19 protein-coding genes and 1 tRNA gene are annotated in these 25,355 nt (G+C 58.4%); 10 read left to right on the forward strand and 10 right to left on the reverse strand.

All coding sequences use genetic code 11. The features are described from left to right. Positions 1 to 6 precede the first annotated feature (6 nt). Positions 7 to 378 (forward strand): DUF952 domain-containing protein, encoded by a 372-nt coding sequence (locus BLS30_RS02165; protein WP_046477944.1) that lies wholly within the window; start codon positions 7 to 9, stop codon positions 376 to 378. Beyond that, the gene (locus tag BLS30_RS02170; RefSeq protein WP_090226287.1) at positions 375 to 1,466 is read left to right on the forward strand and encodes a quinone-dependent dihydroorotate dehydrogenase; all 1,092 of its coding nucleotides are present in this window, start codon (positions 375 to 377) and stop codon (positions 1,464 to 1,466) included. Before BLS30_RS02165 ends, BLS30_RS02170 begins: the two co-directional genes overlap by 4 nt. On the opposite strand, the gene BLS30_RS02175 is transcribed toward BLS30_RS02170, so the two are convergent. Further along, complete coding sequence (locus tag BLS30_RS02175; protein WP_046477943.1) at positions 1,463 to 2,836, reverse strand: MATE family efflux transporter; 1,374 nt, start codon at positions 2,834 to 2,836, stop codon at positions 1,463 to 1,465. The two genes, BLS30_RS02170 and BLS30_RS02175, sit on opposite strands and share 4 nt — an antisense overlap. Continuing rightward, positions 2,820 to 3,107, reverse strand: coding sequence for a DUF6460 domain-containing protein (locus BLS30_RS02180; protein ID WP_046477942.1), 288 nt, complete (start codon positions 3,105 to 3,107; stop codon positions 2,820 to 2,822). Before BLS30_RS02180 ends, BLS30_RS02175 begins: the two co-directional genes overlap by 17 nt. A 147-nt stretch (positions 3,108 to 3,254) precedes the next feature. On the opposite strand from BLS30_RS02180, the gene BLS30_RS02185 reads away from it, so the two are divergent. Then, the gene (locus BLS30_RS02185) at positions 3,255 to 5,867 is read left to right on the forward strand and encodes a ligase-associated DNA damage response DEXH box helicase (RefSeq protein WP_090226289.1); all 2,613 of its coding nucleotides are present in this window, start codon (positions 3,255 to 3,257) and stop codon (positions 5,865 to 5,867) included. Between the two features lie 96 nt (positions 5,868 to 5,963). Next, the gene (gene pdeM / locus BLS30_RS02190; RefSeq protein WP_090226292.1) at positions 5,964 to 6,692 is read left to right on the forward strand and encodes a ligase-associated DNA damage response endonuclease PdeM; all 729 of its coding nucleotides are present in this window, start codon (positions 5,964 to 5,966) and stop codon (positions 6,690 to 6,692) included. Positions 6,693 to 6,716: 24 nt separating this feature from the next. Here the strand turns inward: pdeM and BLS30_RS02195 are convergent, their stop codons facing one another. From BLS30_RS02195 to BLS30_RS02205, 3 genes are all read right to left on the reverse strand, one after another. Further along, positions 6,717 to 7,763 (reverse strand): TIGR02186 family protein, encoded by a 1,047-nt coding sequence (locus BLS30_RS02195; RefSeq protein ID WP_082101074.1) that lies wholly within the window; start codon positions 7,761 to 7,763, stop codon positions 6,717 to 6,719. Next, positions 7,763 to 8,695, reverse strand: coding sequence for a sulfite exporter TauE/SafE family protein (locus BLS30_RS02200; protein ID WP_090226295.1), 933 nt, complete (start codon positions 8,693 to 8,695; stop codon positions 7,763 to 7,765). The genes BLS30_RS02195 and BLS30_RS02200 overlap by 1 nt, the downstream gene beginning before the upstream one ends. Positions 8,696 to 8,928: 233 nt before the next feature. Then, on the reverse strand, positions 8,929 to 11,766 hold the full coding sequence (locus BLS30_RS02205; RefSeq protein ID WP_170832392.1) for an SEL1-like repeat protein: 2,838 nt from the start codon (positions 11,764 to 11,766) through the stop codon (positions 8,929 to 8,931). A 412-nt stretch (positions 11,767 to 12,178) separates the two neighbouring features. Between BLS30_RS02205 and BLS30_RS02210 the strand changes: the two genes are divergently transcribed. Together BLS30_RS02210 and BLS30_RS02215 are read left to right on the forward strand one after the other, a co-directional pair. After that, positions 12,179 to 12,727: a hypothetical protein gene (locus tag BLS30_RS02210; protein WP_139165279.1), complete on the forward strand. Its 549-nt coding sequence runs from the start codon at positions 12,179 to 12,181 to the stop codon at positions 12,725 to 12,727. A 22-nt stretch (positions 12,728 to 12,749) separates the two neighbouring features. Continuing rightward, the gene (locus tag BLS30_RS02215) at positions 12,750 to 13,223 is read left to right on the forward strand and encodes a secondary thiamine-phosphate synthase enzyme YjbQ (protein WP_090226301.1); all 474 of its coding nucleotides are present in this window, start codon (positions 12,750 to 12,752) and stop codon (positions 13,221 to 13,223) included. On the opposite strand, the gene BLS30_RS02220 is transcribed toward BLS30_RS02215, so the two are convergent. Continuing rightward, complete coding sequence (locus tag BLS30_RS02220; protein WP_090226303.1) at positions 13,217 to 15,049, reverse strand: solute symporter family protein; 1,833 nt, start codon at positions 15,047 to 15,049, stop codon at positions 13,217 to 13,219. The two genes, BLS30_RS02215 and BLS30_RS02220, sit on opposite strands and share 7 nt — an antisense overlap. Before the next feature lie 66 nt (positions 15,050 to 15,115). After that, positions 15,116 to 15,376, reverse strand: a complete 261-nt coding sequence (locus BLS30_RS02225; protein WP_046477934.1) for a DUF4212 domain-containing protein — start codon at positions 15,374 to 15,376, stop codon at positions 15,116 to 15,118. Between the two features lie 274 nt (positions 15,377 to 15,650). Here BLS30_RS02225 and BLS30_RS02230 point away from each other — a divergent pair, with 274 nt between their 5' ends. Beyond that, positions 15,651 to 16,307 carry a response regulator gene (locus BLS30_RS02230; RefSeq protein ID WP_046480147.1) on the forward strand — a complete coding sequence of 219 codons (657 nt, stop codon included), beginning with the start codon at positions 15,651 to 15,653 and terminating at the stop codon, positions 16,305 to 16,307. 23 nt (positions 16,308 to 16,330) lie between these two features. On the opposite strand, the gene BLS30_RS02235 is transcribed toward BLS30_RS02230, so the two are convergent. After that, positions 16,331 to 19,870: a hybrid sensor histidine kinase/response regulator gene (locus tag BLS30_RS02235; RefSeq protein ID WP_090226306.1), complete on the reverse strand. Its 3,540-nt coding sequence runs from the start codon at positions 19,868 to 19,870 to the stop codon at positions 16,331 to 16,333. Positions 19,871 to 20,263: 393 nt separating this feature from the next. Between BLS30_RS02235 and mscL the strand changes: the two genes are divergently transcribed. Further along, positions 20,264 to 20,668 carry a large-conductance mechanosensitive channel protein MscL gene (gene mscL, locus BLS30_RS02240; RefSeq protein ID WP_425284144.1) on the forward strand — a complete coding sequence of 135 codons (405 nt, stop codon included), beginning with the start codon at positions 20,264 to 20,266 and terminating at the stop codon, positions 20,666 to 20,668. A gap of 3 nt (positions 20,669 to 20,671) precedes the next feature. Here mscL and BLS30_RS02245 read toward each other — a convergent pair whose 3' ends face one another. Then, a complete protein-coding gene (locus BLS30_RS02245) occupies positions 20,672 to 21,673 on the reverse strand; it encodes a radical SAM protein (protein WP_090226310.1) in 1,002 nt (333 codons plus the stop codon). Positions 21,674 to 21,860: 187 nt separating this feature from the next. Here BLS30_RS02245 and BLS30_RS02250 point away from each other — a divergent pair. Beyond that, a tRNA-Gly gene (locus BLS30_RS02250) sits at positions 21,861 to 21,935 on the forward strand. A 224-nt stretch (positions 21,936 to 22,159) separates the two neighbouring features. Here the strand turns inward: BLS30_RS02250 and BLS30_RS02255 are convergent. Next, entirely contained in the window at positions 22,160 to 23,509 is a 1,350-nt protein-coding gene (locus tag BLS30_RS02255) for a globin-coupled sensor protein (protein WP_090226314.1), read from the reverse strand. 637 nt (positions 23,510 to 24,146) lie between these two features. Between BLS30_RS02255 and exbB the strand changes: the two genes are divergently transcribed. After that, positions 24,147 to 25,352, forward strand: coding sequence for a tonB-system energizer ExbB (gene exbB, locus BLS30_RS02260; protein WP_090227323.1), 1,206 nt, complete (start codon positions 24,147 to 24,149; stop codon positions 25,350 to 25,352). The last annotated feature ends 3 nt before the right edge of the window (positions 25,353 to 25,355 follow it).

A 25,355-nucleotide genomic window follows, 5' to 3' on the forward strand; every position in this document is an offset into this window, starting at 1 on the left:
AGAGACATGCAGTCGCACGATCATCAGCAGACCGACCCGGTTTACAAGATTGTCCGAGAGGATGACTGGGCAGCGGCATGCCGCGCCGGTGTCTATCTGGGATCCGCGGACGATAAGCGCGATGGGTTCATTCATCTTTCCGCAGCCCACCAATTGTCGGGTACAGCCCGCAAGCACTTTAAGGATCAGCGTAATTTGATACTTGTGCGTTTCCAGGCCAGCGATCTCGGCACGAGATTGCGATGGGAAACGTCACGGGGCGGAGAATTGTTCCCGCATTTTTACGGCTCTCTGCCGACGGTTCTTGCGCGGGAGCAGAATGCATTGCCGCTCGATGCCGACGGCATCCCTGTTTTGCCGGAGGTCGTTGTATCATGATGGAAACTCTGTTCGGTGCCGGCCAGTCGCTTTTGCTGGCACTACCGCCTGAGGTCGCTCATGAAACGACGCTTCGGGCGTTGGAGATGGGGTGCTACCCCCGTCATGTCGCCCATGTGCATCCAAAACTGGAACAAACAGTTTGGGGAATGAAATTTCCCAACCCGTTGGGGATCGCCGCCGGATTCGACAAGGATGCCCGCGTCGTTGACGCCGTGTTGGCTATGGGCTGCGGTTTTGCGGAGGTGGGCACGGTAACTCCAAAACCACAGTCAGGAAATCCGACACCGCGATTGTTCAGGCTGCCGAGAGAAGGTGCCGTTATCAATCGCCTGGGTTTCAACAATGGCGGTCACGACGCGGCATTGAAGCGTCTGCAGCAACGGCGGGATGGCGGCATCGTTGGCGTAAACATCGGTGCCAACAAGGACACGAAGGACCGCGCCGAAGATTACGTCGCAGGAATTGAAAAATTCTATGATGTGGCGAACTATTTCACGGTCAACATCTCGTCCCCCAACACGCCGGGCTTACGCGAATTGCAGGCCCCGGCGGCTCTCGACGACCTTGTCGGGCGCGTCATGGACATGCGGGCCAAGCTCATCGCTCAAGGAAAGCCGCGACGACCGGTGATTGTAAAAATCGCGCCAGACATCGCAGAAGAAGATATCGCCGGAATTTGCGATCAGCTTGTCCGACACCATGTGGATGGCATCGCCGTCTCCAACACCACGCTCGCAAGACCTGGCATTTCCGGTGCGATCGCGCGCCAGGGCGGGGGGCTTTCGGGGCGACCTCTTTTCGACCGGTCGACGGCTATGCTCGGGCGTGTCTACGTTGCGACTGAAGGCAAAATTCCGCTTATAGGAATCGGCGGAATCGACAGCGGAGAACGGGCTCTCACCAAGATACGTGCCGGCGCCACGCTCATTCAGCTCTACACCGGATTGATATTCAACGGCCCAGGACTGATCAAAAGCATCACGCAGCGGTTGGCGCGGGCGTGCGAGGCAGCGCAGGTCAGTTCGATCCAAGGGCTTGTTGGAATAGAGGCGGAAACGTGGGCTAACCGACCACTCGACGCTTAGCTTGGGATCGCTTGACGCGCCGCACGTTCGACGGGAAACGCATCGTCGACGAGGGACCGGTAACGCGCTGCTAGCGTAATCGCGCGCGTGACGTTCAAAATGATAAGCGCCAGCCATAGCCCGTCGTTGCCGAAGGCTGGATGCAATATCGCCCAAGCCGCCATGAACACGACGAGGCTGATTAAAGCCATGTTGCGCATATCGACAGAACGCGTGGCTCCGATAAAGATGCCGTCAAGCTGAAAACAGACGACACCGACGACCGGAACGAGCGCTGCCCAGTGCAGGTAAACCCGCGCCGCCGCACGTACGTCGGGACTGATCGTCAAGAGATCAATGAGCGTTCCGCCCAAAAGCATCAGAGCCGTGCCAAGAGCCAGACTGATCAGTCCCGCCCATAGGCTCGACAGCCTGACAGCAGCGTCGAACTGAGAGCGATTGCGCGCTCCGATCGCACGACCGACCAACGATTCCGCGGCAAAAGCGAAGCCATCCAGAAAGTAGGCCATAAAGCTCACGAACTGCATGAGTACGGCGTTCGCGGCGAGGACTACGTCACCAGACGCTGCGGACTGAAAGACAAACCAGGTGAACGCCGTCAGCAAGCAAAGCGTGCGGATCATGATGTCGGTGTTGACCGCAATCGCACGACGCAAGTGTTCTGGAGCCAACACAGCGGTGAAATCCGGAAATCCGCCAATACGTGCCAATACCCGCGTCGCGATGACCAATCCGACGACAGCCGCTGCGATTTCGGCGATGACCGTGCCCAGCGCAACGCCAGCTACATTCCAGCCAAGCCCGAGTACGAACCACGCGTCGAGGATGGCGTTGAGCCCGTTCAAGAGCACCTGAAGCAACAAAGCGATACGGGCGCGACCAAGGCCGATAAACCAACCAAGTAGCGCATAGTTTGCCAGGGCAGCCGGCGCGCTCCAGATGCGGATGGCGAAATAATTGTGGGCTTCGCCCTCTACGGCCTTGGACCCCTCCACCATCAGGAACGCGAACCAGGAAAGCGGCGCCTGAAGCAGGATCAGCGCGCTGCCCGCGACCGCAGCGATTAGCAGCGCGCGGCCTAAGGCTGCGCCTACCTCGACGGAATCGCCAGCACCATCAGCCTGAGCCGTCAGCCCCGTCGTGCCCATCCGCAGGAAACCGAACGCCCAGTACAGAAAAGTAAATATCGTTGAACTGAGTGCGACAGCACCGATGTAATGGGGCGCAGGAAGCTGACCGACGACGGCCGTATCGACGAGACCTATGAGCGGGGTCGAGACGTTGGACGCGATAATCGGCAGCGCAATCGCTAATACGCTGGTATGCGTTACGTTGATCGACGCTTGCGCCGCCTTAGGGGTTGCGGTCATCTGACGAGCGCGTACCCAGGAGGCCGAACACACGCGCAATCAGCCAGATCGGCACAACGACAAGCGCACCGAGGAGCAAGTAGCCCAGGATCCAGTCGATGGCGCCGAACCCGAGGTCATAAATGTGGCGGATCAATGCGTCGAGGCGCGCGAGAAAGTTCTGTGGGGTAATGCCCATGGCCGATAGGACAATGCCTACCACGATCGACAGTACAACGAGCCGGATGATGACACTGATCGGGTTGCCCCCGAAAAGCGTATTACGGTCCATGATCTTGGTCTCACTTCTCGATAAAACGGGTGCCTTATCAGACGAACAGGCTCAACGCAGCATCGGCTTCAGCTACCGGGCCGCCTCTAGCATACTTGTCCTGGTTAAGCGACTGCTTGGTTCTGGTCCACCGCCTTATAGTGATCAATGAACGACAAGCGGAAACCCAGCCGAGTTCTCAAGCGTTCTTCGAAGCCCCCGGCCCGCCGCGGACGAACACGCCGCGACGTCTCACTACCTCAAGTTTTTCAAACGTGGTTTAAGACACGCGGATGGACGCCCCGGCCCCATCAGCTCGCTCTACTCAAAAAGGCGCGCGCCCGTACTTCGACGCTCCTGATTGCCCCAACCGGCGCAGGCAAAACCCTGGCGGGCTTTCTGCCCAGCCTCGTCGAACTTTCCCAGCGGACACCGGAAGACGTGAAGGGTTCAGGGTTGCATACCCTTTACATCTCACCGCTCAAAGCGCTCGCCGTCGATATCGCGCGAAATCTCGGGACTCCCATTGCGGAAATGGGGCTCGACATTGTTGCTGAAACCCGCACAGGAGATACCCCAGCCAGCCGCCGCGCACGGCAGCGCAGCCGACCACCCAGCATTCTTTTGACGACACCTGAGCAAGTGGCTCTTTTGCTCGCGCACCCGGATGCTGGCTTTCTCTTTGCAGATCTGAAAACCGTCATACTGGATGAGTTGCACGCACTCTGTGGTTCCAAACGCGGGGATTTGCTCAGCCTTGATCTCGCGCGCCTGCGTTCGCTCGCTCCGGATCTTGTTGCCCTGGGGCTCTCAGCGACGGTAGCCAGGCCCAGTGAACTTAGAGCTTATCTAACGGGCCAGCATAAACCCGACGCGCGTCTAGAGCTTGCAGATCTCGTCGTCGCGGCAGGAGGCGCTGAACCGCAGATTGAAATTCTGGAACTCGAAACCCCGGTCCCCTGGTCGGGCCACACCACGCGCTATGCAATGACGGCTGTCTACGACGCGATTGCACAGCACCGGCTGACACTCGTGTTCGTCAACACGCGCATGCAGGCCGAACTCGTTTTCCAGGAACTCTGGCGGATCAACGAAGGCAACCTGCGCATCGCGCTCCACCATGGTTCGCTGGACGTCGGGCAACGGCGCAAGGTGGAAGCTGCGATGGCGGCAGGACGTCTCGATGCGGTTGTCGCGACCTCCACGCTCGATCTCGGCATCGACTGGGGCGATATTGATCTCGTTATCAACGTCGGCGCCCCCAAAGGAGCAAGTCGGCTAGCGCAGCGGATCGGACGCGCGAACCACAGGCTCGATGAACCTTCGCATGCGCTTCTGGTTCCCTCGAACCGGTTCGAGGTTCTTGAATGCCGCGCCGCGCTCGACGCCGCCCGTGCTGGCGAACAGGACGTGGTTCTGGCGCGAACGGGAGGGCTTGATGTTCTGGCGCAGCACGTTCTGGGGATGGCCTGCCAGGCGCCCTTTGCCCCCGATGACCTCTATCGCGAAGTGCGGTCGGCATCTCCTTACAGCGCGCTCAAACGGGAGACCTTCGATCGCCTCCTCAGCTTCGTCTCCACGGGTGGCTACGCTCTGGCAGCCTACGAGCGTTTTGCAAAGTTGCGCCCAACGGGGGACGGCCGCTGGCGCATCGCCAACGGCCGTGTCGCGCAAGCCTACCGCCTCAACGTCGGCACCATCGTTGAAAGCCCACTGATTACAGTTCGCCTCGTTGGGCGCGGACGTACGCCCCGGGCTGGCAAAACCGGTCGGCCCGGCGGAGAGCGCCCCCTCATGGGCGGGCGCGTCCTCGGCGAGGTGGATGAAGACTTCATCGACCAGTTGAGCCCTGGCCAAACCTTCGTGTTCGCTGGCGAGATCGTGCGCTTTGAGGGACTGCGCGACACGGAAGCCTTCGTATCACGCGCCACCGCAACAGATGCCATGATACCCAGCTACCCTGGCGGTAAATTTCCACTTTCGACACACCTTGCGAAGCGCGTGCGTGCGATGCTTCATGATAGACGCGCGTGGGCTGACTTACCGCTTCCTGTAGCGGAATGGCTGGGCCTCCAGGATCTTCACTCCTTGATCCCCAGCCCCGATGAAGTGCTGGTCGAGACCTTTCCGCGCGGAAGCCGCCATTATCTCGTTGCCTACCCCTTCGAGGGACGACTGGCCCATCAGACGCTCGGCATGTTGCTCACACGGCGGCTCGAGCGTGCCGGTGCGCGTCCCCTTGGCTTTGTGGCGAACGACTACGGGTTAGCCGTATGGGGACTTGGCGAGCTTTCCCAAATGATTGAGGCCGGCAAGCTCAGCCTGGACCAGCTGTTTGAACAAGACATGCTCGGAGATGATCTGGAGGCGTGGCTCGCAGAATCCAGTCTCATGAAGCGCACCTTCCGCATGTGCGCCGTGATTGCCGGACTTATAGAACGACGCCATCCCGGACATAGAAAATCAGGACGACAAGTTACGATGTCGACCGATCTGATTTATGATGTTTTGCGCAAGTTTGAGCCTGGCCACGTTCTTCTGGAAGCGGCATGGGCAGATGCCGCCTCGGGCCTTCTCGACATTGCGCGTCTCGGGGCTTTCCTGCAACGGGTACGCGGACATATCGTCCATCGCTCGCTGGGGGGCGTGTCGCCGCTGTCCGTACCAATTCTTTTGGAAATCGGCCGGGAGCCTGCCGGACAAGCTGGACGGGAGGATATACTGCGCGATGCTGCGGAAGCCTTGATCCGCGAGGCGACAGAAGGACCGGCCCGCGACTAGCCCGACCTCGCGATCCTCAATATCGCTTGAATTCAGGCGGCATTGCTTGGCAGCCTAACAGTATCGCGCGGACGAACTTAGTTTTGGAGGGGGAGCATGCCTGGGGTGGCGGCACGGAATGCAAGCGCGGATGCGTTCGGGAGGCAACCGATCGTGATCGGCAGTGAGACCTTGATCGCAGACCTTTCCGGGGCACTCTACTGGCCTGCTCGCCAAATACTTATTGTCGCCGACCTTCATTTTGAGAAAGGGTCGTCCTACGCCCGGCATGGCCAATTTCTGCCGCCCTACGACACTCGCGACACCCTTCAACGTCTAGCAGCTCTCCTTAAGCGCTACAACGACGCGCGCACGCTCATCGCCCTCGGCGATAGCTTACATGACCGTTCGGCACATCAACGTTTGGCCCCTGACGATCTCGCAATGCTGCGCGAATTGCAGGCCGTGTGCGACTGGATATGGGTGTGTGGAAACCACGACCCGGTCGTCGATATCAGCCTGGGCGGGCGGGTCACCGATATTGTGGAAATCGGCGGACTGGTGCTCCGTCACGCCCCCTCTCCAGAGCGTGATTTTTACGAAATCGCCGGACATCTGCATCCTGCCGCGAGAATTGTACAGCATGGATGCTCGATCCGCCGCCCCTGCTTTGTCGGCGACCGATCGCGGCTCGTCCTTCCAGCTTTCGGCGCGTATACGGGTGGTCTCAACGTCCTCGATCCGGCGTTTCTACCGCTGTGGACCGAAGAGGCAGGCTTTAGCGTTTGGATGCTGGGTCAGGATGGGGTTTATCCTGTTCCGGTGGCCATGCTTCGCGAAGATTGATCGCGGTGCACCCGCCGATTGCCCCTAGTGTGCACCTCCACGCCTCCGGAAGAATGCGGAAGCCGCTAAGCCGGCCGTCACCGCGAGGAAAACCGCAAACAAGCCGTATAGAAAAGGACGGTCAAAGGCGAACGAGTGCAGGAACGCTTCCATGCCCTCACGTTGCAGCGTTACATGCGCCTCGTAATCGGCCAGAAGGCTCCCATCGCGGAACAGATAAACCTTCGTGGTCAACGGTCCGACCGGCACGTTTGCCGGAAGATCGATACTCGTCCGGAAGAGCGCTTTTCCGATAAAAGCCACGCCATAGGGCTTCTTGATAAACAGGCCGTCGTCTTTCTTCAGGCGAATGACCGCATCCCGGAATTGCTCAAGCTCTTTCTCCTTGAGCTGCGATTTTGTGGTCGGATCCGGCATCATCGGCACGTGCGTGAAGCCGATCTGCTGGGTTCGCAAAACCCGCTCATCGGCGATCTCTTCGATCGGCCGTGTCGACGCAATTGCGTAGTAGCTCGGCACTCTCTCAAACTTCACGGACTCAGTGTTGATCCAGATACCGGCGACGTTGGATTTGCGACGTGCAACGAGTGGAACCTGGGTGCCTTCGACCACCACGACCACATCGTAGATGCCTGCCTCGGCCGTCTCTTGATGCGAGTCGTCAACTGCGCCGAACACCACGATTTCCGTGCCGGAGAAGTTCGAGGTAATCGATACCGACCGAGTCGAGACGTCAGCCTCAACCGTTTCACGCCCCACCGAAGTTCCACGACGGGCTGGCGCAGTTGCCAGCGGTGGCGTCGTCGTGATGGTACCGGGCTCGGATTTGGCTTTAGGTTGCGTTTCGGGTGCAGGCTGCGGTTTGGCAGGTGCCTTCGCCGCACTCTCACTTGGAGATTTAGGTTGGGGAGCTTTTTCGCTCTTGGGCCAGCTGAACGCAATGGCGAGAACGATCAAAACCGCGGCGACGGCCAGCGCGATATTACGTACTGTAAAAATGCGGCCGACCTCGCTTGCACGGACTTCCGTCCACCAAACGCGTACGCTCTCGTTCAGCTCCCTCAACCCCATCAGTGACTCCCTCCCGTGATGCCGCTAATGGAAAATAATTCGGTCGGCATCACGACAAGATCCCAGCCCATGCGCAGACAGACAAGTATGACAAGTCCCGCGAGCAGAAAGCGGAGCTGCTCGCCTTTGAGCTTCTCACCAGCCACTGCGCCAAACTGAGCTCCTATCACGCCTCCAACCATCAAAATTAAGGCAAGGACGATATCTACGTTATAGTTCTGCGTCGTTTGAAGAACGGTTGTGGCCGCTGTAACGAATAAAATTTGAAACAACGAAGTGCCAATGACAAGCCCGGTGCGCATACGCAGCAGGTAGATCATCGCGGGCACCATGATAAACCCGCCACCGACGCCCATAATAGCACCCAGCAGCCCCACGAAGGCGCCGATCATTACGGGCGGTATGGCGCTGATGTAAAGCCGCGAGCGATGAAAGCGCATCTTCAGCGGCAGCCCGTGAATCCAATTGTGGTGGCTTCGCCTAATGGCCGTTGTGGCCTGGTTCGCACTAAATGAGCGACGGACAGCATTCAGGCTCTCGATCATCATCAAGGTGCCAATACTTCCGAGGAAGAACACGTAAGCCAGCGAAATGAACAGGTCGAACTGGCCAATCTGGCGTAGCAGCTTCACGACCTGCACACCGATGATTGCACCGACGATACCTCCCATAAGGAGGAGGAAGCCCATCTTCACGTCTACGTTATTACGGCGATATTGAGCGATCGCACCGGATACGGATGAGGCGACTGTCTGAGCAGCTCCTGTGCCAACCGCAACGGCTGACGGTATCCCGGAAAATATCAAGAGCGGTGTAATTAGGAACCCGCCGCCAACCCCAAACATCCCCGACAGGAACCCAACTGCGGCCCCCATGGCGAGAAATACGAATACGTTTACCGATAACTCGGCAATAGGCAGATAGAGATCCATTCCCGCCGATCGAGTTCGTTATTTTTGTTGAGCTAATTATGCTGGGCCGTCTGAATAAGACATCGCAACCGCGTTGGCTAGACGCATTCCCCGACTAAACGGTAGGAAGACGTGCGACCAATCGGAACAGGCAAATTTTTTGAGCACATCTTTTCGAATTTCTCGCATTAAAATTGAAGCGATGAGCGCAGCAAAAATCAGCGACGAAAATCGGCTAACCTGAATTTTCCAGGTTAACCCCCGTAGCCTACATCAGCACGTGATTTCCAATCTTCACCGGCCGCACGTGCATCATTGGCGAGACGATCCGTCGGCTTGCGGCGCCACGATTTCACCATCCCTTCAGCCACTTCCAATTGATCTGGCGAAAGTTGTGGGCGGAGTATCTCAAGACGGCGTTTCGCTTCTCCATCACCAGATTTTTCGGCTAGCGAGAAATAAAGATAGGCGAGACGCAAATCCTTTTCCGTCCCTAAGCCATTCTCATGCAAAACAGCGAGATTGTACTGACTATCAGAGAGACCACGTTCGGCCGCTTCAGAAAACCATTTGGCTGCCGTTTTGTAATCCGGCGTTCCTGTGTCCCCTCCGGTGCTCAAAACCGCTAGGTTGTGCATCGCCTTGATGTTGCCGGTCTCGGCGGCGCGCTGATACCAGATTTGGGCACGCGCCAGATCTTTCTTCATGCCGAGGCCGCGCTCATAGAACGTGCCCAAACGATATTGCGCCTGCGCGAAACCTTGCGCAGCGGAGCGCTGATACCAGCGGGCTGCTTCTTCGAAATTCTGATCGGTCCCGTTACCCTCGGCCAAACGAGCTCCGACCTCGAATTCGGCTGACGCATCGCCATTGGCTGCGGCCATCCGGAGAGACATCGGCCCAACGGTTGCCGGAGGCAGGTTCAGAGGCGTGCGCTTGACCATTCCGCCGGATGCATTTGCCGTTTGGGCTTTCGTAATCGGTGCCACGGCGGCGGTGCTCGTTCCCGAACCGGGAAAGAGCGCGGCCGGAACGGCGTGGGCGGCAGCTTCGCCAAGTTTGGTTGAGAGTTGCGCCATGGCTCGCTTTTCATCGAGCTGCGCCATCTGGTCTGGCGTCAAAGCGCGGGCCGAATTCTGGATTTTTATTCCGTGCAGGCTGGACGCGACAGGGCGGGCCGGATCAGCCGCGAGACCATCATATTCAAGCGGTGCCGTTTCGAGTTCGCCCGTTTGACCCGGCACTGAAGCGGGACTTTCCAGTTCATGCTGAGCGCGATCGGTTTCCAAATCGCTCTCGTTCAGAGCTGATGCTTCTGGAGCTGAAAAAAGCGCAGACCCCGTATTCTGCTCAATGCTCACAGCTGGAGCCTTAGGGGCATCGGTTTTCGTCGCGCGCAACATCATCAGCGCACCGGCCGTGGCAAATAGAATGATAACGGCGCCGACCAGAAGCTTGCGCCGCCGACCGAACAACGCTCCGCTAGCGGCAGCCGAGGCGGGCTTCTTGCTGCGCTTTACCGCCTTGGGAGCCGCGAGTTTGGCATTCGCTTCATGCTTATCGCCATCACCGCGCTTGATGCGAGCGTTGGCCGTTTTCTGAATCTTATCGACAATGCCCGCCATCGTCGACTTCGATGCCTGTTCGCTCGCCTGCTGCCGGGCGCGCTTTGCGTCCGCGATCAGTTCCTGACGAATACGATCGACAGGACTCACGTCAGAAGGAGCTGCATCACTGAACCTGGTGTCGTCCGCGTCTTCAAACGTGTGGGGACCCGACTGGGACGGCAGACGTTCCTGGGACGCTGAGGATGCCTGCTGCATTGGCACGTCGGTGAAGGACGAAGCTGCATGCAGCGAGTTGGCCGAATGCGATAGGTCGCTCTCCCGTTCGGGCATAGCGGCGTATGGATCCACCATGCCTGCCGCTTCGCCGTACTGTGCGTCTTCGTCGCCGTCCATAAGCTTATCGGGATAGGCGGGCAGAGGATCTTCGAATTCAGCAATTGTGTTCTGCAATTGAGCGAGCGCATCAACGCGATCAATCACGCCAATCATCGCCTGTTGCAACGTATCGAGAATCGTGACCGCCTCTTCGTCGTGACGGCGGCGCTCTTCGATCAGCAAATCAATAGACTGACGGATTTCCGCAAGCTCTTTGCTGTTGACATGACCGAGCCCCATGTCGGACAGGCGCGCGACAATGTTGTTCGCCGTCGCATCAGCAACGGCCTGGATATCAACGGGCTCGCTCGCTACCGCGCCTTCGTTGTCGAAGCGTTCATTGGCGAGACGATCCAATATGGCTTTGAGATTGCCTTCGATTGTGTCGAGCCGCGAAAGTTGGACGGTCGTGCGGTCCAAGTGATCCGCAACCGTTTCGAATTGTGCACTAGCTGGACGTAGGTGCTCGATATCAGATCGGGTCACTAGGCCTTCGAGGGCTTTGCAGATTCGAATTTCGAGATGCTCGAGCCGGCTGTCGAGATGTTCAACGGTCTTATTCTCATGCTCGTCCGCCAGCGAGCTTTCCAATTTTGCAGCGATGCCTGCAAAGCGTTCTTCCAACCAATCTCGCTTTGCGCGGTTGGTTTCGCTCGTCGTATCGCTTACCGCTGCGGGATGATTGGTTATGGCGTCACCGTGCGTAGCCGGTGCCCCGGCGAGTGCCGCGACTTCGTAGACGCGCGTCAGCGCTTCAGCCGTGGCTAGGTCCCACGGCTCGTCATCCGCCGAAGGTTCGGCAACTTTTGGGGCCACCTGTCGGTTGTCTTGCGCAAGCGGTTCGTCAAAGCCAGCGGTATCGGGCCCTGCGCCCGCAAACCGCTCGCTTAGTGCGCCAATTTCGTCCTGTATCCGGTCGATCGCCGACGAATGATCCCAGGCAGCGGGTGCGTGCGCCGCGCCTTCGGAGCCGCGCTCGTCTTTGTCTGACGGCGGAATTCGGCCTTCTGCGTCGCGCGCCTTGGCGTTTTGCGTTGCGATGAGCTTGAGGACCGCCGTCAGCTCTTCGGTCAAACCTGCTGGGTGCGTAGACGACCGGCCACCCTGCTGGTTCACAGGCGACGGGATTCGCTGTTCGCGGTTCGACATCTCACATCCATTCACTTGGCTAATCAAGAAGCGCTCGCGCGCCCGACTACTGCGGCGAATGGCCGATGGGTGCAGCCATCCTTCGATAATCTGCAAGGGGCGAGCGCGAGCCGGTCCAAAAATCGGCACAAGTTGGGAACCGTTCAGACTAAAATTCTCATCCCCCAGTAAATGTTCGGTTAAATATCGGATTAAACTTGGACATTGCTCTGGCGCACCATAAAATCGCAGCCGTTTCCGTACTCTCCGGGCGGAACGAGCGGGCATCTGCGCGAATTGCCATAAGTACGAACGCAGCCCGTGCTATCGCACCTAAAGGTGGGCATGACGGCCCACACGGCGGACCGGCGAAGGCCGTGCGTGAAAGCTCTTAGCCGCCGTTTTATTGTTGCTCTCACAAAGGAGGTTGGCCGTGCACAGAGCTATTCTTCGGGCAGGGGCCATATCCCTCGTCGCGCTTACCGCACCAGCGGTTTTCGCCCAATCGGATTCCACTCGTTACACTATGGCGCCGACAGACGACGGTTTTGTGCGCCTGGACACGGTTACGGGTGCCATGTCGCTCTGTTCAAAAGGAGATGCAGGCTGGTCCTGCAAGCCCATGGAGAACAGCGGCAAAGACCCCCAAAGCGACATCGATAAATTGAAATCGGAAAACGCTGAGCTTCGCGCAGAATTGCGGCGCCTGGAGGATGAATTCATCGACGGGAAACGCGGGCTCAGCGGCGCACCGAAGCCGGAATTTCAGCTCCCCAGCGAAGAGGAAGTCGATCAGGCCGTCGATTATCTAGAGGGCATGATCAAAAAGTTTCGGGAACGGTTCGAACACTTCGGCGACAAAACCCAACCAGACCATAGGCCCCCCAACTCTACACCCGACCCAACCCCGTCTCCAGATTCCACGCCGGCGCCGACACCTAACTCGCTCCCAGGCGCGAAGCCTGGCGGCACCCCGTTGTAAGAACAGCTTTAGAGCAGTCACGATGTTGGCAACCCAGGACACCGTTCGCCACCCGCTGTCGCAGGCCCACGGCCATATCGTTGTCGAAACGAATGGTGCGGGGTTTCAGGATGTGACCCGGCACCTCGCGAACTGGCTCACGGAGATCGGGGCTGAGAACGGCTTATTGACGGCCTTCATACGGCACACCTCAGCCTCGTTGACGATCCAGGAAAACGCAGATCCCAACGTGCAAGTGGATCTGCTTCGATCGCTCGATCAACTAGCACCGCAGGGGCCCCACTACGTCCATGATACCGAAGGGCCTGATGACATGCCCGCCCACATCAAATCGATGTTGACGTCGACGTCACTCGGCATTCCCGTGGTGGGCGGCAGCATGGTCCTTGGCACGTGGCAAGGACTTTACGTCATTGAGCATCGATCGCGGCCTCATAGCCGCGAGATTGCTTTACATTATCTCGGAACGTTTTTCTCGGACGCGGGTGTTCAGTGACGCTTGCGTTCTTTCTGCTTCATGATCCGCATCTCGCGATCATAAAGTAGCTCTCCGCCCGGAACACGCAGGTCCAATACAAGCTCCATCACGTGACGAGACGGTGGCGTGGTCGTAAGCGAGACGACGACCATGGCGAGAACGCTAGAGGGCAGTGCGAAGACCGCAGCCAGGGCACTGGACACAGAAATCAGACCCGCTTCGCCCGCCAAAATAATCAACACGCCGACGGCGAAACCTGTGACGAGTCCGGCAAAGGCGCCGAACTCATTGATGCGCTTCCACCAGATCGACGCGATCAGAACCGGAAATGCGCTGGCTCCCGTTAGTGCGAGTGCCCACATCAAAAGCTTTAGAGCGTCGCTATTCGCAACAACCGCGACCACCCCGCCAAACGTCATGACCAAAGCCAACATGATGCGGCCCGCCCCAAGCCGAAAGGCATCGCCGGGCGGCTTCCAGCTGAGGCCGCTGACGATATCCTCCGACAGCAAGTTTGCCAGCGTTAGCGCTGTTGCTGTTGCGGCGGCGAATGCCGCAGCTACGATGCCCGCTGCAGCAAGATAGGCGAATACCATGGGCAAGCCGGCGGCCATCGGGAGGGCGAGAAGAATGCTGTCTCGATCGAAGTTGACGCTTGTCATGGCCAGTTGAGTGCCGCGCGTGCTGATTTCGGCAAAGCCTTCCGCACTCAACGTCCGCAACCATTCGGGCGGGCTCGCTAGCGACGCCCCGGTGACATCAAGGAGGTAGTGCCGCATGAATACGGCAATGGTCGCGCACGTCAGCATGATGGCGCCGAAGAAGAATGTCGCCCAGCCGAGAGATTTCCGCGCTTCGTAGACACCCGGCGCTGTTGCCATGCGCGGCAACAGCCACGGCGCCGCCGCGACGCCCGCCATCGTGGTCAGGGTTGCCAGCACGAACGCCAGCGGAGATATGGCTCCGAACGGCTCCGAAAATCGTTTTGCAATCGGCTGCATCGCATCGGGCGGAAGGTTCAGGGTCAAGAACGACTGAGCGACAATTGGCAGCCCCTGGATGGCCTCTACGCGCCCCACCCCTCGGATCACCGGCCCGTGACTCAACTGGGGTAAAGGCAGGTAGCCAAGCAACACGGCGATAATGGCCACAGGTACGAACAGCGCTGCGCCGGCCACAATGGCAGTCGCGACATTGCTCCAGGTGAGCGAACGCATACCTCCCAGCACGAGCCCGATAAAAACGGCGAGTACCATTACAAGCATCGCGAGAGTTTGGCCTCCCCCCGAAAGCCACGCGACGGCCCGCGATCCCATACTCAGTTCGGCAGCAAACATCAGGAGCGTCGGAACGGCCAACAGGGCCGCCGACACAATGCGCAACATGCGGCTGTCGAAGCGTCGACCGAGGTATGTGGGAATCGTGAAGGTACCGAACTTACGGAGAAACGGCGCCAACAGCACGGCGGTAACCACAAATCCCGCGATCGCCCCGTTGATTATCCAGAGGCCATCGTACCCGATGATGAAAAGCACACCGGTCAAGCAGGCTATACCCGTTGCCCCGAACGTAGAGATCGCCAGACCAATTCCACAGTACACGGCCGGCACACGGCGTCCTGAAGCGAAATATTCCAAGGGATCGCGCGTAAAGCTGAGCAAACCGATGCCGACAACCATTGTCAGCATACCGAAGAGCAGCGCAGCTCGCGTCAATCCATCGTCGGCGCCAAGCTGCTCGAGCATCAGCAGCATCAGAACCAGAGCGGCAAAAGCGCTCGCGAAGATGGCGAAGTACGTCCCGAGGCGGGGGTTTATGAGGCGTGCACGCGGTGTGAAGCTCATGGGCAACCCCGTGCGAAACTATAAAGTTGCTGCATCACCGCCGCGACGGCTGAATAAGGCTGCACGTCAGCTGTCCTCATGAGCGCCGTGCCAGTGGTCAATGGCGTCTTGTCGATTAACGAAGCTGGCAACAGTCACCAAAGCAATGACAACGAGCCCATGGGCTGTCAGGAAATATCCCAGTGGGAAACCAAGGAATTTGTTGTGATTGAGCCCCTCGGCGTAAAGTGGAAGCACGATGATCACGAACAGGAACGGAACCAGGCTAGCCAGCATCTGCCATTTGGTATGGCGCCAGTACGGCTTGCGTTCCTTACGTTCCATCATGGCTGTTCACCCCTCTCCCGTCTTTCAGTCATTAACCAGTCTACAGGAAAATCGAGGCAATGGACGCCCGGGGCCCGTCTATCGTGCGGCAGTCCCCACAAGATCGTTGCCTGATTTAACCCGTGCTTGCTTAATTAGCGGCATGTGTCAGATCTAAGACCAGAATGGAAACTTCAGTTTGATCAAAGGCCAAGGCTGGCGGCTAGACCAAATAGCTGACCCGCCGACGATTGGTGTTTGCTCAAAATCGCTGCAGGTAGTATTTGAAATCCGCATGTCAGCCTATAGCTTCATAATCGTTGACGATCATCCGCTGTTTCGGGGTGCGCTGCGCGAGTCGCTGAGCGCAGCCTTTAACTGTACAATCGACGAAGCGGGATCCCTCGACGAACTTAATATGCGCCTGATGCCCAATCGGGCGATCGACCTGATTTTGCTGGACCTTTCCATGCCTGGAGTTCAGGGGTTGTCCGGCCTTTTGTTCCTGAGGGCTCAATTCCCAGAGATACCGGTCGTTGTCTGTTCGGCCAGCGAAGAACCCACGACCATACGGCGCTGTATCGAGTTCGGTGCCTCGGGTTTCATTCCGAAATCACATTCGGCTGAAGCTATTCGCAAGGCCATCGGCCAAGTTTTGGGCGGTGAAATCTACATGCCCTCTGGCACAGATCTTTCCGTCGGGGCGGACGACGATACCTCAGAGCTTTCGGCGCGGCTTTCCACACTAACGCCGCAGCAGGTGCGCGTGTTGATGATGCTTGGCGAGGGACTGCTGAACAAGCAGATCGCTTATAAGCTTTCGGTGTCCGAAGCCACCATCAAGGCACACGTCTCGGCAATCCTACAGAAACTTGGCGTGGACAGCCGCACTCAAGCAGTGATCGCGATCAACAAGATCGACGACGGTTGGCGCCAGCCGGCGACCCGATAGTTCGCCTTTCGCTCTCGGCTCTCTTACTGCGCCGCTGTTGGCGTCTGCATGAGCAGGCGAGTCATCAGTGCGCGCAGTGCCGCTGCTTTCAACGGCTTGCGCAGAATCGCGTGCCCCGCCTCGCGGACATGGCGTTCGACCTCTGCCGAGTGATCGGCAGTGATTATGACGGCTGGAATATCCACCTTCATCTTGTCCCGCACGGCCGCGATCGCAGCCAAGCCCGTGCCAAGATCCAGATGGTAGTCGGCAAGGATCACGTCCGGCAAGGCCGGCATGGACGACGCGGCCTGAACAGATGTCGGGATGCTGGTCGCCGTGGTCACCTTGCACCCCCAACCTCCCAGCAGCGCTTCCATTCCTGCGAGGACCGCCGGCTCATTGTCGATGCACAGGACGTAACTTCCTTTAGGCGATCCCAGTTTGCGGGCTGGAACGACAGTCGTTCTCGTCTCTTTCACCGGCACCGCCAGCGGAACGACCACGGAGAACATTGACCCTTTGCCCGCTTCGGAATTCAGCTCTAACGGATGACCGAGCATCAAGCAGATGCGTTCGACGATGGACAGGCCCAACCCGAGACCATGCTCGCGGCTGCCCGCGCCCTCGATGCGCTGGAACTCGTGGAAGATCAGGCGGCGTTTATCTTCCGGAATGCCCGGACCGGTATCGAGAACCTGCAAACTCACAACTTCACCACGCCGGCGCAGCCCCAAAACGACCTTACCCGTGCGCGTATATTTCACGGCGTTTGAAACGAGATTCTGCAGGACGCGCCGCAGCAGGCGCCGGTCGGAGCGGACCCAAACGTTGGTCGGTAAAACCGTAAACGCCAGCCCTCGCTCGCGCGCGACAGGTTCGAACTCAAGCTTAAGCTGCTCGAAGATATCGGAGAGCGGGAAATCCGTAATGTCGACATCAACGCGACGCGCGTCCATTCGCGAGATCTCGATAAGGGTGGAGAAGATTTCCTCGACAGCATTCAGGGATGCATCAACGTTCCTCACAAGTTTCATTGACTGAGGATCGATAGAGCTTTCGGACAAACTCTGGACATAGAGGCGTGCCGCGTTCAGAGGCTGCATGATGTCGTGGCTTGCTGCCGCCAGGAAGCGCGTCTTGTCGAGATTGGCCTCGTCAGCCTTGGTCTTGGCCACCGCTAGAGCTGCGTTGACGTCCAGAAGCTCGGCTGTCCGTTCGCGCACGCGCCGTTCCAGGTTTTCGTTTGCGCGCGCCAACGCAGAGGCTGCGGCGATCCGATCCGTCACGTCGGAGTATGTCGTCACGATACCGCCCTGCGGCATCGTACTCGTGCGGATCTCGACGATGCGGCGCCCGCCATCAACCTGCTCCTGGAAGGTTTCCCGGGTCACCGCCAGCCGAATGAGACGCTGGCTCACCAGATCCTTGACATTGCCTTGGCCGAAGTCTCCGCGCTCTGCCAGGACTTCCAGAATACGATCGAGGGGGATGCCGACCTGGGCAAGATCCGCGGGGAGATCCAACATCTCGCGGAATTGTCTGTTCCAGCAGATCAGACGCATATCCTTATCGAAGACGCTCAGCCCTTGGCGAACCTGGTCAATCGCGGATTGCAGCAGGTCACGGTTGTAGTGAAGCGCCTCGGAGGCATCATCAAGAAGACGCAACGCGTTCGGCCCAGTCGCATTCGCGCGCGCCAGGAGAAGCGCGAGCACAAGACGGGATGACGCCGCCCCGATGGAACTCGCAAGAAGCCGTTCGGCAAAACGCATAATCTGAATATCAGCCTTGGCCGACGGGATTAGCATCACGCCGTTTGCGGATGCATAGTCGCTAAACGAACGTACGGTACGTTCCTCTCCCAGATAGCGGGCGACCGTGGACTGGAGATCATCGATCGTGATGGGGGAGCGCCACATACGCAGCGACGGTGAAGAATGCAGCGTCGAACGAAATTGCTCGTCGCTTAGGAATTGCTGGGCCTGGATACGTTCGATCGGTGTGGGCGCGCGCACCAACGATACCATAACGTAAGCGATGATATTCGCGCCGATGCTCCACAAAACGCCGTGTGTGAGCGGTTCGAACTCCAGAAAAAACAGTGCCTGCGGACGCAGGAACTTAAACCCGAACGGGCCATTCTCAACGATGCCGTGCGAGATCAGTCCAGCCTTCGCGACCCAAGGCAATAATAAGGTATAGCCCCAGACGAGAAAGCCGATAGAGATGCCGGCGAGAGCACCGCTACTGGTCCCTTTGCCCCAGAAAAGACCTCCGAAGAAAGCGGGCGCAAGTTGGGCAATGGCGGCAAATGACACCAGACCGATGGCGGCCAGCCCCTGAGATTCTCCGAGGGCGCTAAAGACGAGGTAGGCGAGAAAAAGGACGCCAACGATCGCGACGCGGCGGATCGTCAGCAACAGCCGCGCCATGTCTCCATGCGCAACGATATCCGCAACGTGATACCTCACAAGCAGCGGAATGATGACGCCGTTCGACAACATGATCGCGAGCGCAATAGATTCGACGATGACCATCGCAGTTGCCGCCGATAGCCCGCCGATAAATGCTACCAGCGACATCCATTCCGCGCCGGCGCTCACTGGCAGCGTCAGCACATAAAAGTCAGGGTCGTTGCCCTGGGATCCGACAAACAACAATCCGGCCGCTGCCAGTGGCACTACGAAAATATTGATGAGCACAAGATAGAGCGGGAACATCCAAGCCGCGCGGCGCAATTCGGACTCGGAGTTGTTCTCGACGATCGCGACATGGAATTGGCGCGGCAGGAGCACGATACATACCGCGCTTAGCAAACCGACCGTCAACCACGTGCCGCCATGAAATGACTGCCCGAAGATCTTTGCTATTTCTTCATGCGCGGCAGCCTGAGCTAGCAGAGCTTGAGGTCCACCGGCCATCGCAAACGTGACAAAGAGACCGACCGCCAAGAACGCCGCCAGTTTCACGAGGGATTCGGTCGCAATCGCGAGGATCAAACCTTGCTGGTGTTCCGTCGCATCACCATGGCGGGTCCCGAACAAAATGGCGAATGCGGACAGCGCCACCGTGATCAGGAACGCCGTGTCGTTGAAGATAGACCGCGGCAGATCTACCGGCAGCAGCGCGTGGTTGCCGATCAGCGTTTCCATCGTTACGGCGATCGCTTTAAGTTGTAGCGCGATGTAGGGGAGTGAACCGACCACGGCAACGACCGTGACAAGCGCGGCGACGGTCTGGCTCTTGCCGTATCGCGCGGCAATGAAGTCGGCGACCGACGTGATGTTCTGACCTTTAGCGACCCGGACGATGCGCATAAGCACAGGCAGGCCGAGGGTGAACATCAGGATGGGACCGAGATACACCGGTATGAAATCGTAGCCGGTCCGCGCCGACAGACCAACGCTGCCGAAGTACGTCCACGACGTGCAGTAGACAGCGATCGAAAGCGAATAAATAAGTGGTCGCCCGCCGCTGCCGGGCGGAGAACGCAGCAGGACGCGGTCACCGATCCAGGCGATCACGAACAAGCCGCCGACGTAAGCCAGCGCAATAACGATGAGCATCGTGGCATCAAGCATCGACGGTCGAACACTCCGAAACGAAGAATACGCCGCTGGCGAAGTGGGCATCGAGTACCGGAGCGCCCTTGCAACATGCCAATTTCGCGAGACGGAAACCTACTTTGGCCAGCCTTGAGCGGATTTGTCCATAAGCTCCGACAGGCATGGTGTCGGTCTTGAATATGGCGCACAGGAACTAAAGTACCGGCAGCGCTATTCTATGTCCGGCAAAGACCGCCGTAAAATGGGGAAAGCCCTCTAAGTGGCGCTTGTCTGGCACATCGCACCGTTGCTGGCACGTATGGCCTACCGTATAGATTAAATTCGGTTGTTCAGAGCGCTGACCACTCAAGATTTCCGCATTCTGAATGGCCCTCAGCGATGCGGCGAAGAGGACTTTGAAAAATGGGAATTATCCAAGAATTTCGCGAATTCGCCATTAAGGGCAACATGATCGACATGGCCGTCGGCATCATCATCGGTGGCGCGTTCGGCACGATCGTAACGTCTCTGGTTAACGATATCATTATGCCCCCGATCGGGCTCCTGCTCGGCGGTGTTGATTTTTCCGACATCAAGATTCCGCTTAAAGCCGCTGAAGCTGGAAGCGAACCGGTATCCATGAACATTGGGCTGTTCATCAACAATATGATCAGTTTTCTGATCGTGGCCTTCGCGGTGTTCATGCTTGTCAAAGCCGTCAATGAGCTGCGCAAGCGTTTCGAGAAGCAGCAGGAAGCCGCCCCGGCAGCTCCGACGGCAACGGAAGCGTTGCTGGCTGAAATTCGCGACGAACTCCGTAAGAAAAACGCGTAAAAACTACGAGCAGCTGCCACCGCCGAGCACGCAGAATTCCGCGCAATGGCGGTGGCAGAGTTTGACCGCTCCGCTGTCAAACATGCCGCCATCTGCCTTTCCGGCGTCGGCAAGAGTCGTTCCCATTTCAAACGCCGTATCATACGGCAGCAGCGTACAGGGCAACACAACGGGTGCGACGGCGCCATTGCGCTTCACCACCATCCGCGAAGACGCGCACATCATTTCGTCCGGTGACTTGCCGAGAATGGACCAGCAACGGGTAGTGATTTCGGGAACTGTGTCGCTTCCCGCCATCTCGGGAAACAACATCAACTGGCCCGCGTCATCGGCATCGATCGACCAGCCACGCTCCTTGAACAATTGCGCGTAACCCTGACGTGCCATGTCTGCGGTTTCGTGCCAACACGTTCGCCCGGCAATCGCCGTGCGGAAGCCGGACGCGCAGAGCCAGTCCAGGCCGAGAATGGCTGGCTGCCATGTGTTCAATCCGCGCTCTTTCTCATGGTGAGCTTGCGTGTAGTGATCAAGGCTGACACGCAAACACAACCTGCTGCCAAAACGCCGATGGAGATCCATCAGCCCTTCCTTGATGCGGGGACGTTGCATCGGCGTCATCGCATTGGTCAGAACCAGGACGTCGAAGCCCATTGCGAGAGCTTCGCCCAGCATCGCCAGGATTTCCGGATTCATGAACGGCTCACCGCCCGTGACGCCGATTTCACGTGTTCCGAGTTGCTTTGCCTCGTTCAAGAAGCTCGAGACTTCTGCCGCCGTCAGATAGACCAGTGCATCGTTGGTCGGGCTCGATTCAATATAACAGTTGCGGCACGTGATGTTGCAGAGCGTGCCCGTATTGAACCAAAGCGTTTCAAGCTGCCTGAGTGCGACACGCGCGCGGGGTTCGCCGGTCGCGGTCACATCGGGATCGGTAAACTTGGCCAGTGGCTCCGTTGCCGATGGCGTAGCAAATGTCGTCGACAAATTCGGCGTCCTCGTCGTCATCCGGGCGCGTTCCCACGTTGATCTGAGGGGCTCATCTGTGGGGTACGCAGTTGGGGACAACCTATCACGCCGTTCTGCCGGAACCTAAGTCACAAAAGCATCAGGGCGAAGTGAACTGCACCCGGCTGACTTGCAACGACCTCTTTTCCAGTTCGGGCCGGCGTGCTAGATCAACGCTCTTGGCGATGCGGGCGTAGTTCAGTGGTAGAACGACAGCTTCCCAAGCTGTATGTCGGGAGTTCGATTCTCCTCGCCCGCTCCATACTTTAGTGCTCTGCGAGCATTTTTCAGCCGGTCGAAAATCAGACATAGCGCGAACGAACGGACAACGACACCAGGACGGTCCCGGAATAGTCCCGGAACGCTTTCTGGCTTCGTTATGCGTGTCTGCGAAGAGCCGCTGACGCGGATCGGAATCCGCATCAGCGTGGTGACCAGCTCATCGAGGTCTGGCGCAGCTCAAGTCATTGGCGGAGTTAGTCTCCGTCAGGCTGCGCTGCGTGTTTTCGCCAAGAACCCTTCAGCGTTTTTGCGAAGTTCGTCTGCCTTGGCCCCAAGTTCGAGAACAGCATTCAGCATCTGGCTCGCTGCCATTTCCGCCGATGCCGCAGATTGGCTAAGCCCCACGGTGTTCGTAGCGACATCCGTCGTACCTTGAGCGGCTTCCTGAACGTTGCGGGCGATTTCCATCGTCGCTGCGTTCTGCTCATCGGTGGTGGACGAGATAATGGTTGCGACCTCGTCCATCGACTTGATGATGTCTCCGATCGATGCGATCGAGGTTACGGCGTCGGCCGTAGAACTCTGGATGTCCGCAATCTGCGCGCTGATCTCGCTGGTCGCTTTTGCAGTCTGGTTCGCGAGCGACTTCACCTCTTGCGCGACAACCGCGAAGCCTTTGCCAGCCTCACCGGCACGCGCGGCTTCGATGGTGGCGTTCAGCGCCAGCAGGTTTGTCTGACGTGCAATGTTGCTGATAATCTCGATGATATCACCAACCTTCTGCGACGCATGCGTAAGTTGACGCACCTTGTCCGAAGTCTGATCGGCGGTTTTGACTGCCTTGCGGCTGATCTCCGTTGAGCTTGCCACCTGCCGTCCGATCTCCTTGACCGAAGCGCTTAGTTCATCGGCCGCCATGGCAACTGTGCGGACATTGGCCGAGGCCTGCTCGGCTGCGGCGGCAACGGTGGAGGTCTGGCTGCTCGAGGTATCCGCCGCGGACGCTACCGTTTCAGCGGCGGTCCGAAGTTCGTCAGCGGTCCGGGCAACGGATTTTGCCGTTTCGACAACGGTGGAGGCGAGACTTTGGGTGTCTCGGCGGCCTGCCTCAAGATACATAGCGATCGAGAGTTCAAGGTCCAGCATTACCACCTTGAAGATCGCGGCTTCAAGCGGAGCTCTGCGTTCGGCTGGCTTGGACGCGCCGCGATAGCTGACTACCGTGGATCCCTGCGGCGTCATCCGACTCGAGAGCTCGCCCAAAAGATTAGAAATCAGAACGCTATAGCCGCCGATATGCCATTTGGGATCGAGGCCGATTTTGTGGTGGGTTTGCCCGATGCGATCCGTCGATGCCACATAGGCGTCATCGAAGCGTCCATCGAGTAGAACAGACCAATGCCGGATCTGACCCGCTTTGGCCCGTGCCGAGACATCCGAGGTCTTGAAAAATGCTGCCGTCTCAGGAAACCTACTGAGATGGGCGTAGAACGCGTCAAGAGCCGCGGGCAGCGCCCCCATAATCAACTCCTTATTCTCTCGAAGGAGCGTGGCGGTCGCGTCGTCGATCTGATTGAACGCCAAGCGCGACTTGATTGAGATGCTGCCGGTCATTGGATAGCTCGCCTGCGAATATATTTGTCCACAGGCTCTGTGGTTATCTGATTCGCGTAGAATGGCGTGCTCAATCATGCGGCAATCGGCAACGATTCTTTTAGCAGAATCAATCTCTCAGGTCGGGCTGCACTGCCATTTAGCGACTGCACGATATTTCAGATTGCCCGTCTGGGGCGTTGCCTGAAGGCCGTCATTACCGACTTCCCAATGGCCTGCGGATGGTTCGTGTTAACGTCAGAGAAGTGTCATTGAAGGGATGCGACGAGGTCCTACGGTTGAGCTTTGCGTGGCGAAACGCCGCAATTCTTGCTCCGCATCCCACATATTGTCGCGCAAAAAACCTTTCATCGTTCGAGGACACTCCCGGCTTAATTCTTGACAGAAAAAATCATCATTGTAGATGTGAGGACCGGCTACGGGGGCTATACTTATACGGATGTCAATCGTGGCCACTTGAGAGCGCGCGGTGTCGCTCATGTTCGTGGCCTGCGTTCGTGACCACGTTCCCGCAGCGTGCGGTGGCCCTTCGCAACGAGACTTTGCCAACTCACGCAGCAGACTGGCGCGACACGCGCCCCCCGCGGATTCTTTCCGCCAACTCTGACCGCAAAGCAAAAGGCGGACGATGATACAGATGAGATTGAGCCGTTCTTCGATGTTTGCCGCGCGCACGTGGCCGCTTTTCGCGGCTATCTGCATTGTTGCGGCAGGCCTCGCTCCCTCGGCTTTAAGCCAAGAAGCTCCGGCTAGCACGTCTCAGACGCCCGCCAATCCCCCTGCTGTGGACTCTGCGCCAACACCACCAGTCGAGCCAAATCAGCCTGCTCCCTTAGCCGTTGAGCCGCAATCTCCGGCTGCTCCAACAATTGACAACACGCCGCCGGCGACGGCTCAGCCATCCATGTCCCCGGCTCAAGGCCTAGCCCAGCAGACCTCACCGGCACTTTCGCCCTCTGCGACGGACAGCACTATTACGGCGCCAGCCTCAGAGTCCCCGGGCGCACCTGCGAATGACGATGTTCCTCCGGCGGGGAACCAATCTGCCGGTGCAGATCAAGCTCCAATCGACGTGCCGACTGCGGTGGGTCAAAATCCAGCAACCGCTGCCGCAGCCCCGGCGAGTGAGGACGACAGGCAGGATCTTCCGCACGATCTGTCGCCGCTGAATATGTTTCTCAACGCCGACATCATCGTCAAAGGCGTGATGATCTTGCTTGCCATTGCATCCGTGCTCTCCTGGACAATCTGGTTTGCCAAACTGGCGCACCTCGGCTTCGCCTCCGGTCGCCTTCGGCGTGAAATGTCCCGCCTGCAGCGAGACGCCAGCCTCGCGGCTGCAGCCGATCGACGGCAGACGTCCTCTGATCCGCTCTCTTTAATGGTCACGGCGGCGCGCGATGAAGTTATCCGTTCTGACAATGGCCTCTTGCCAGCTGACGGCATCAAGGAGCGCGTCACATCACACCTTGCGCGTATCGAGGCAACCGCTGGTCGCGCGATGACATCCGGCACCGGCCTTCTCGCTACGATTGGTGCGACGGCTCCGTTTGTCGGCCTTTTCGGCACGGTATGGGGCATTATGAACAGCTTCATCGGCATCTCGAAAGCCCAGACCACAAACCTTGCTGTCGTTGCGCCGGGTATCGCGGAGGCGCTGCTCGCCACCGGCATCGGTCTGGTGGCCGCTATTCCAGCCGTCATTTTCTACAATCAACTTGCGCGTTCGATATCGGGCTACAAAGCGAAACTCGCAGATGGTGCTGCAATGGTGGAGCGGCTCGTATCGCGCGATCTCGATCGCCAAGCCGCGAGAACACCTTATCTGAAAGCGGGAGAGTAGGTC

This window comes from Filomicrobium insigne (assembly GCF_900104305.1).
Taxonomy (GTDB): Bacteria; Pseudomonadota; Alphaproteobacteria; order Rhizobiales; family Hyphomicrobiaceae; genus Filomicrobium; species Filomicrobium insigne.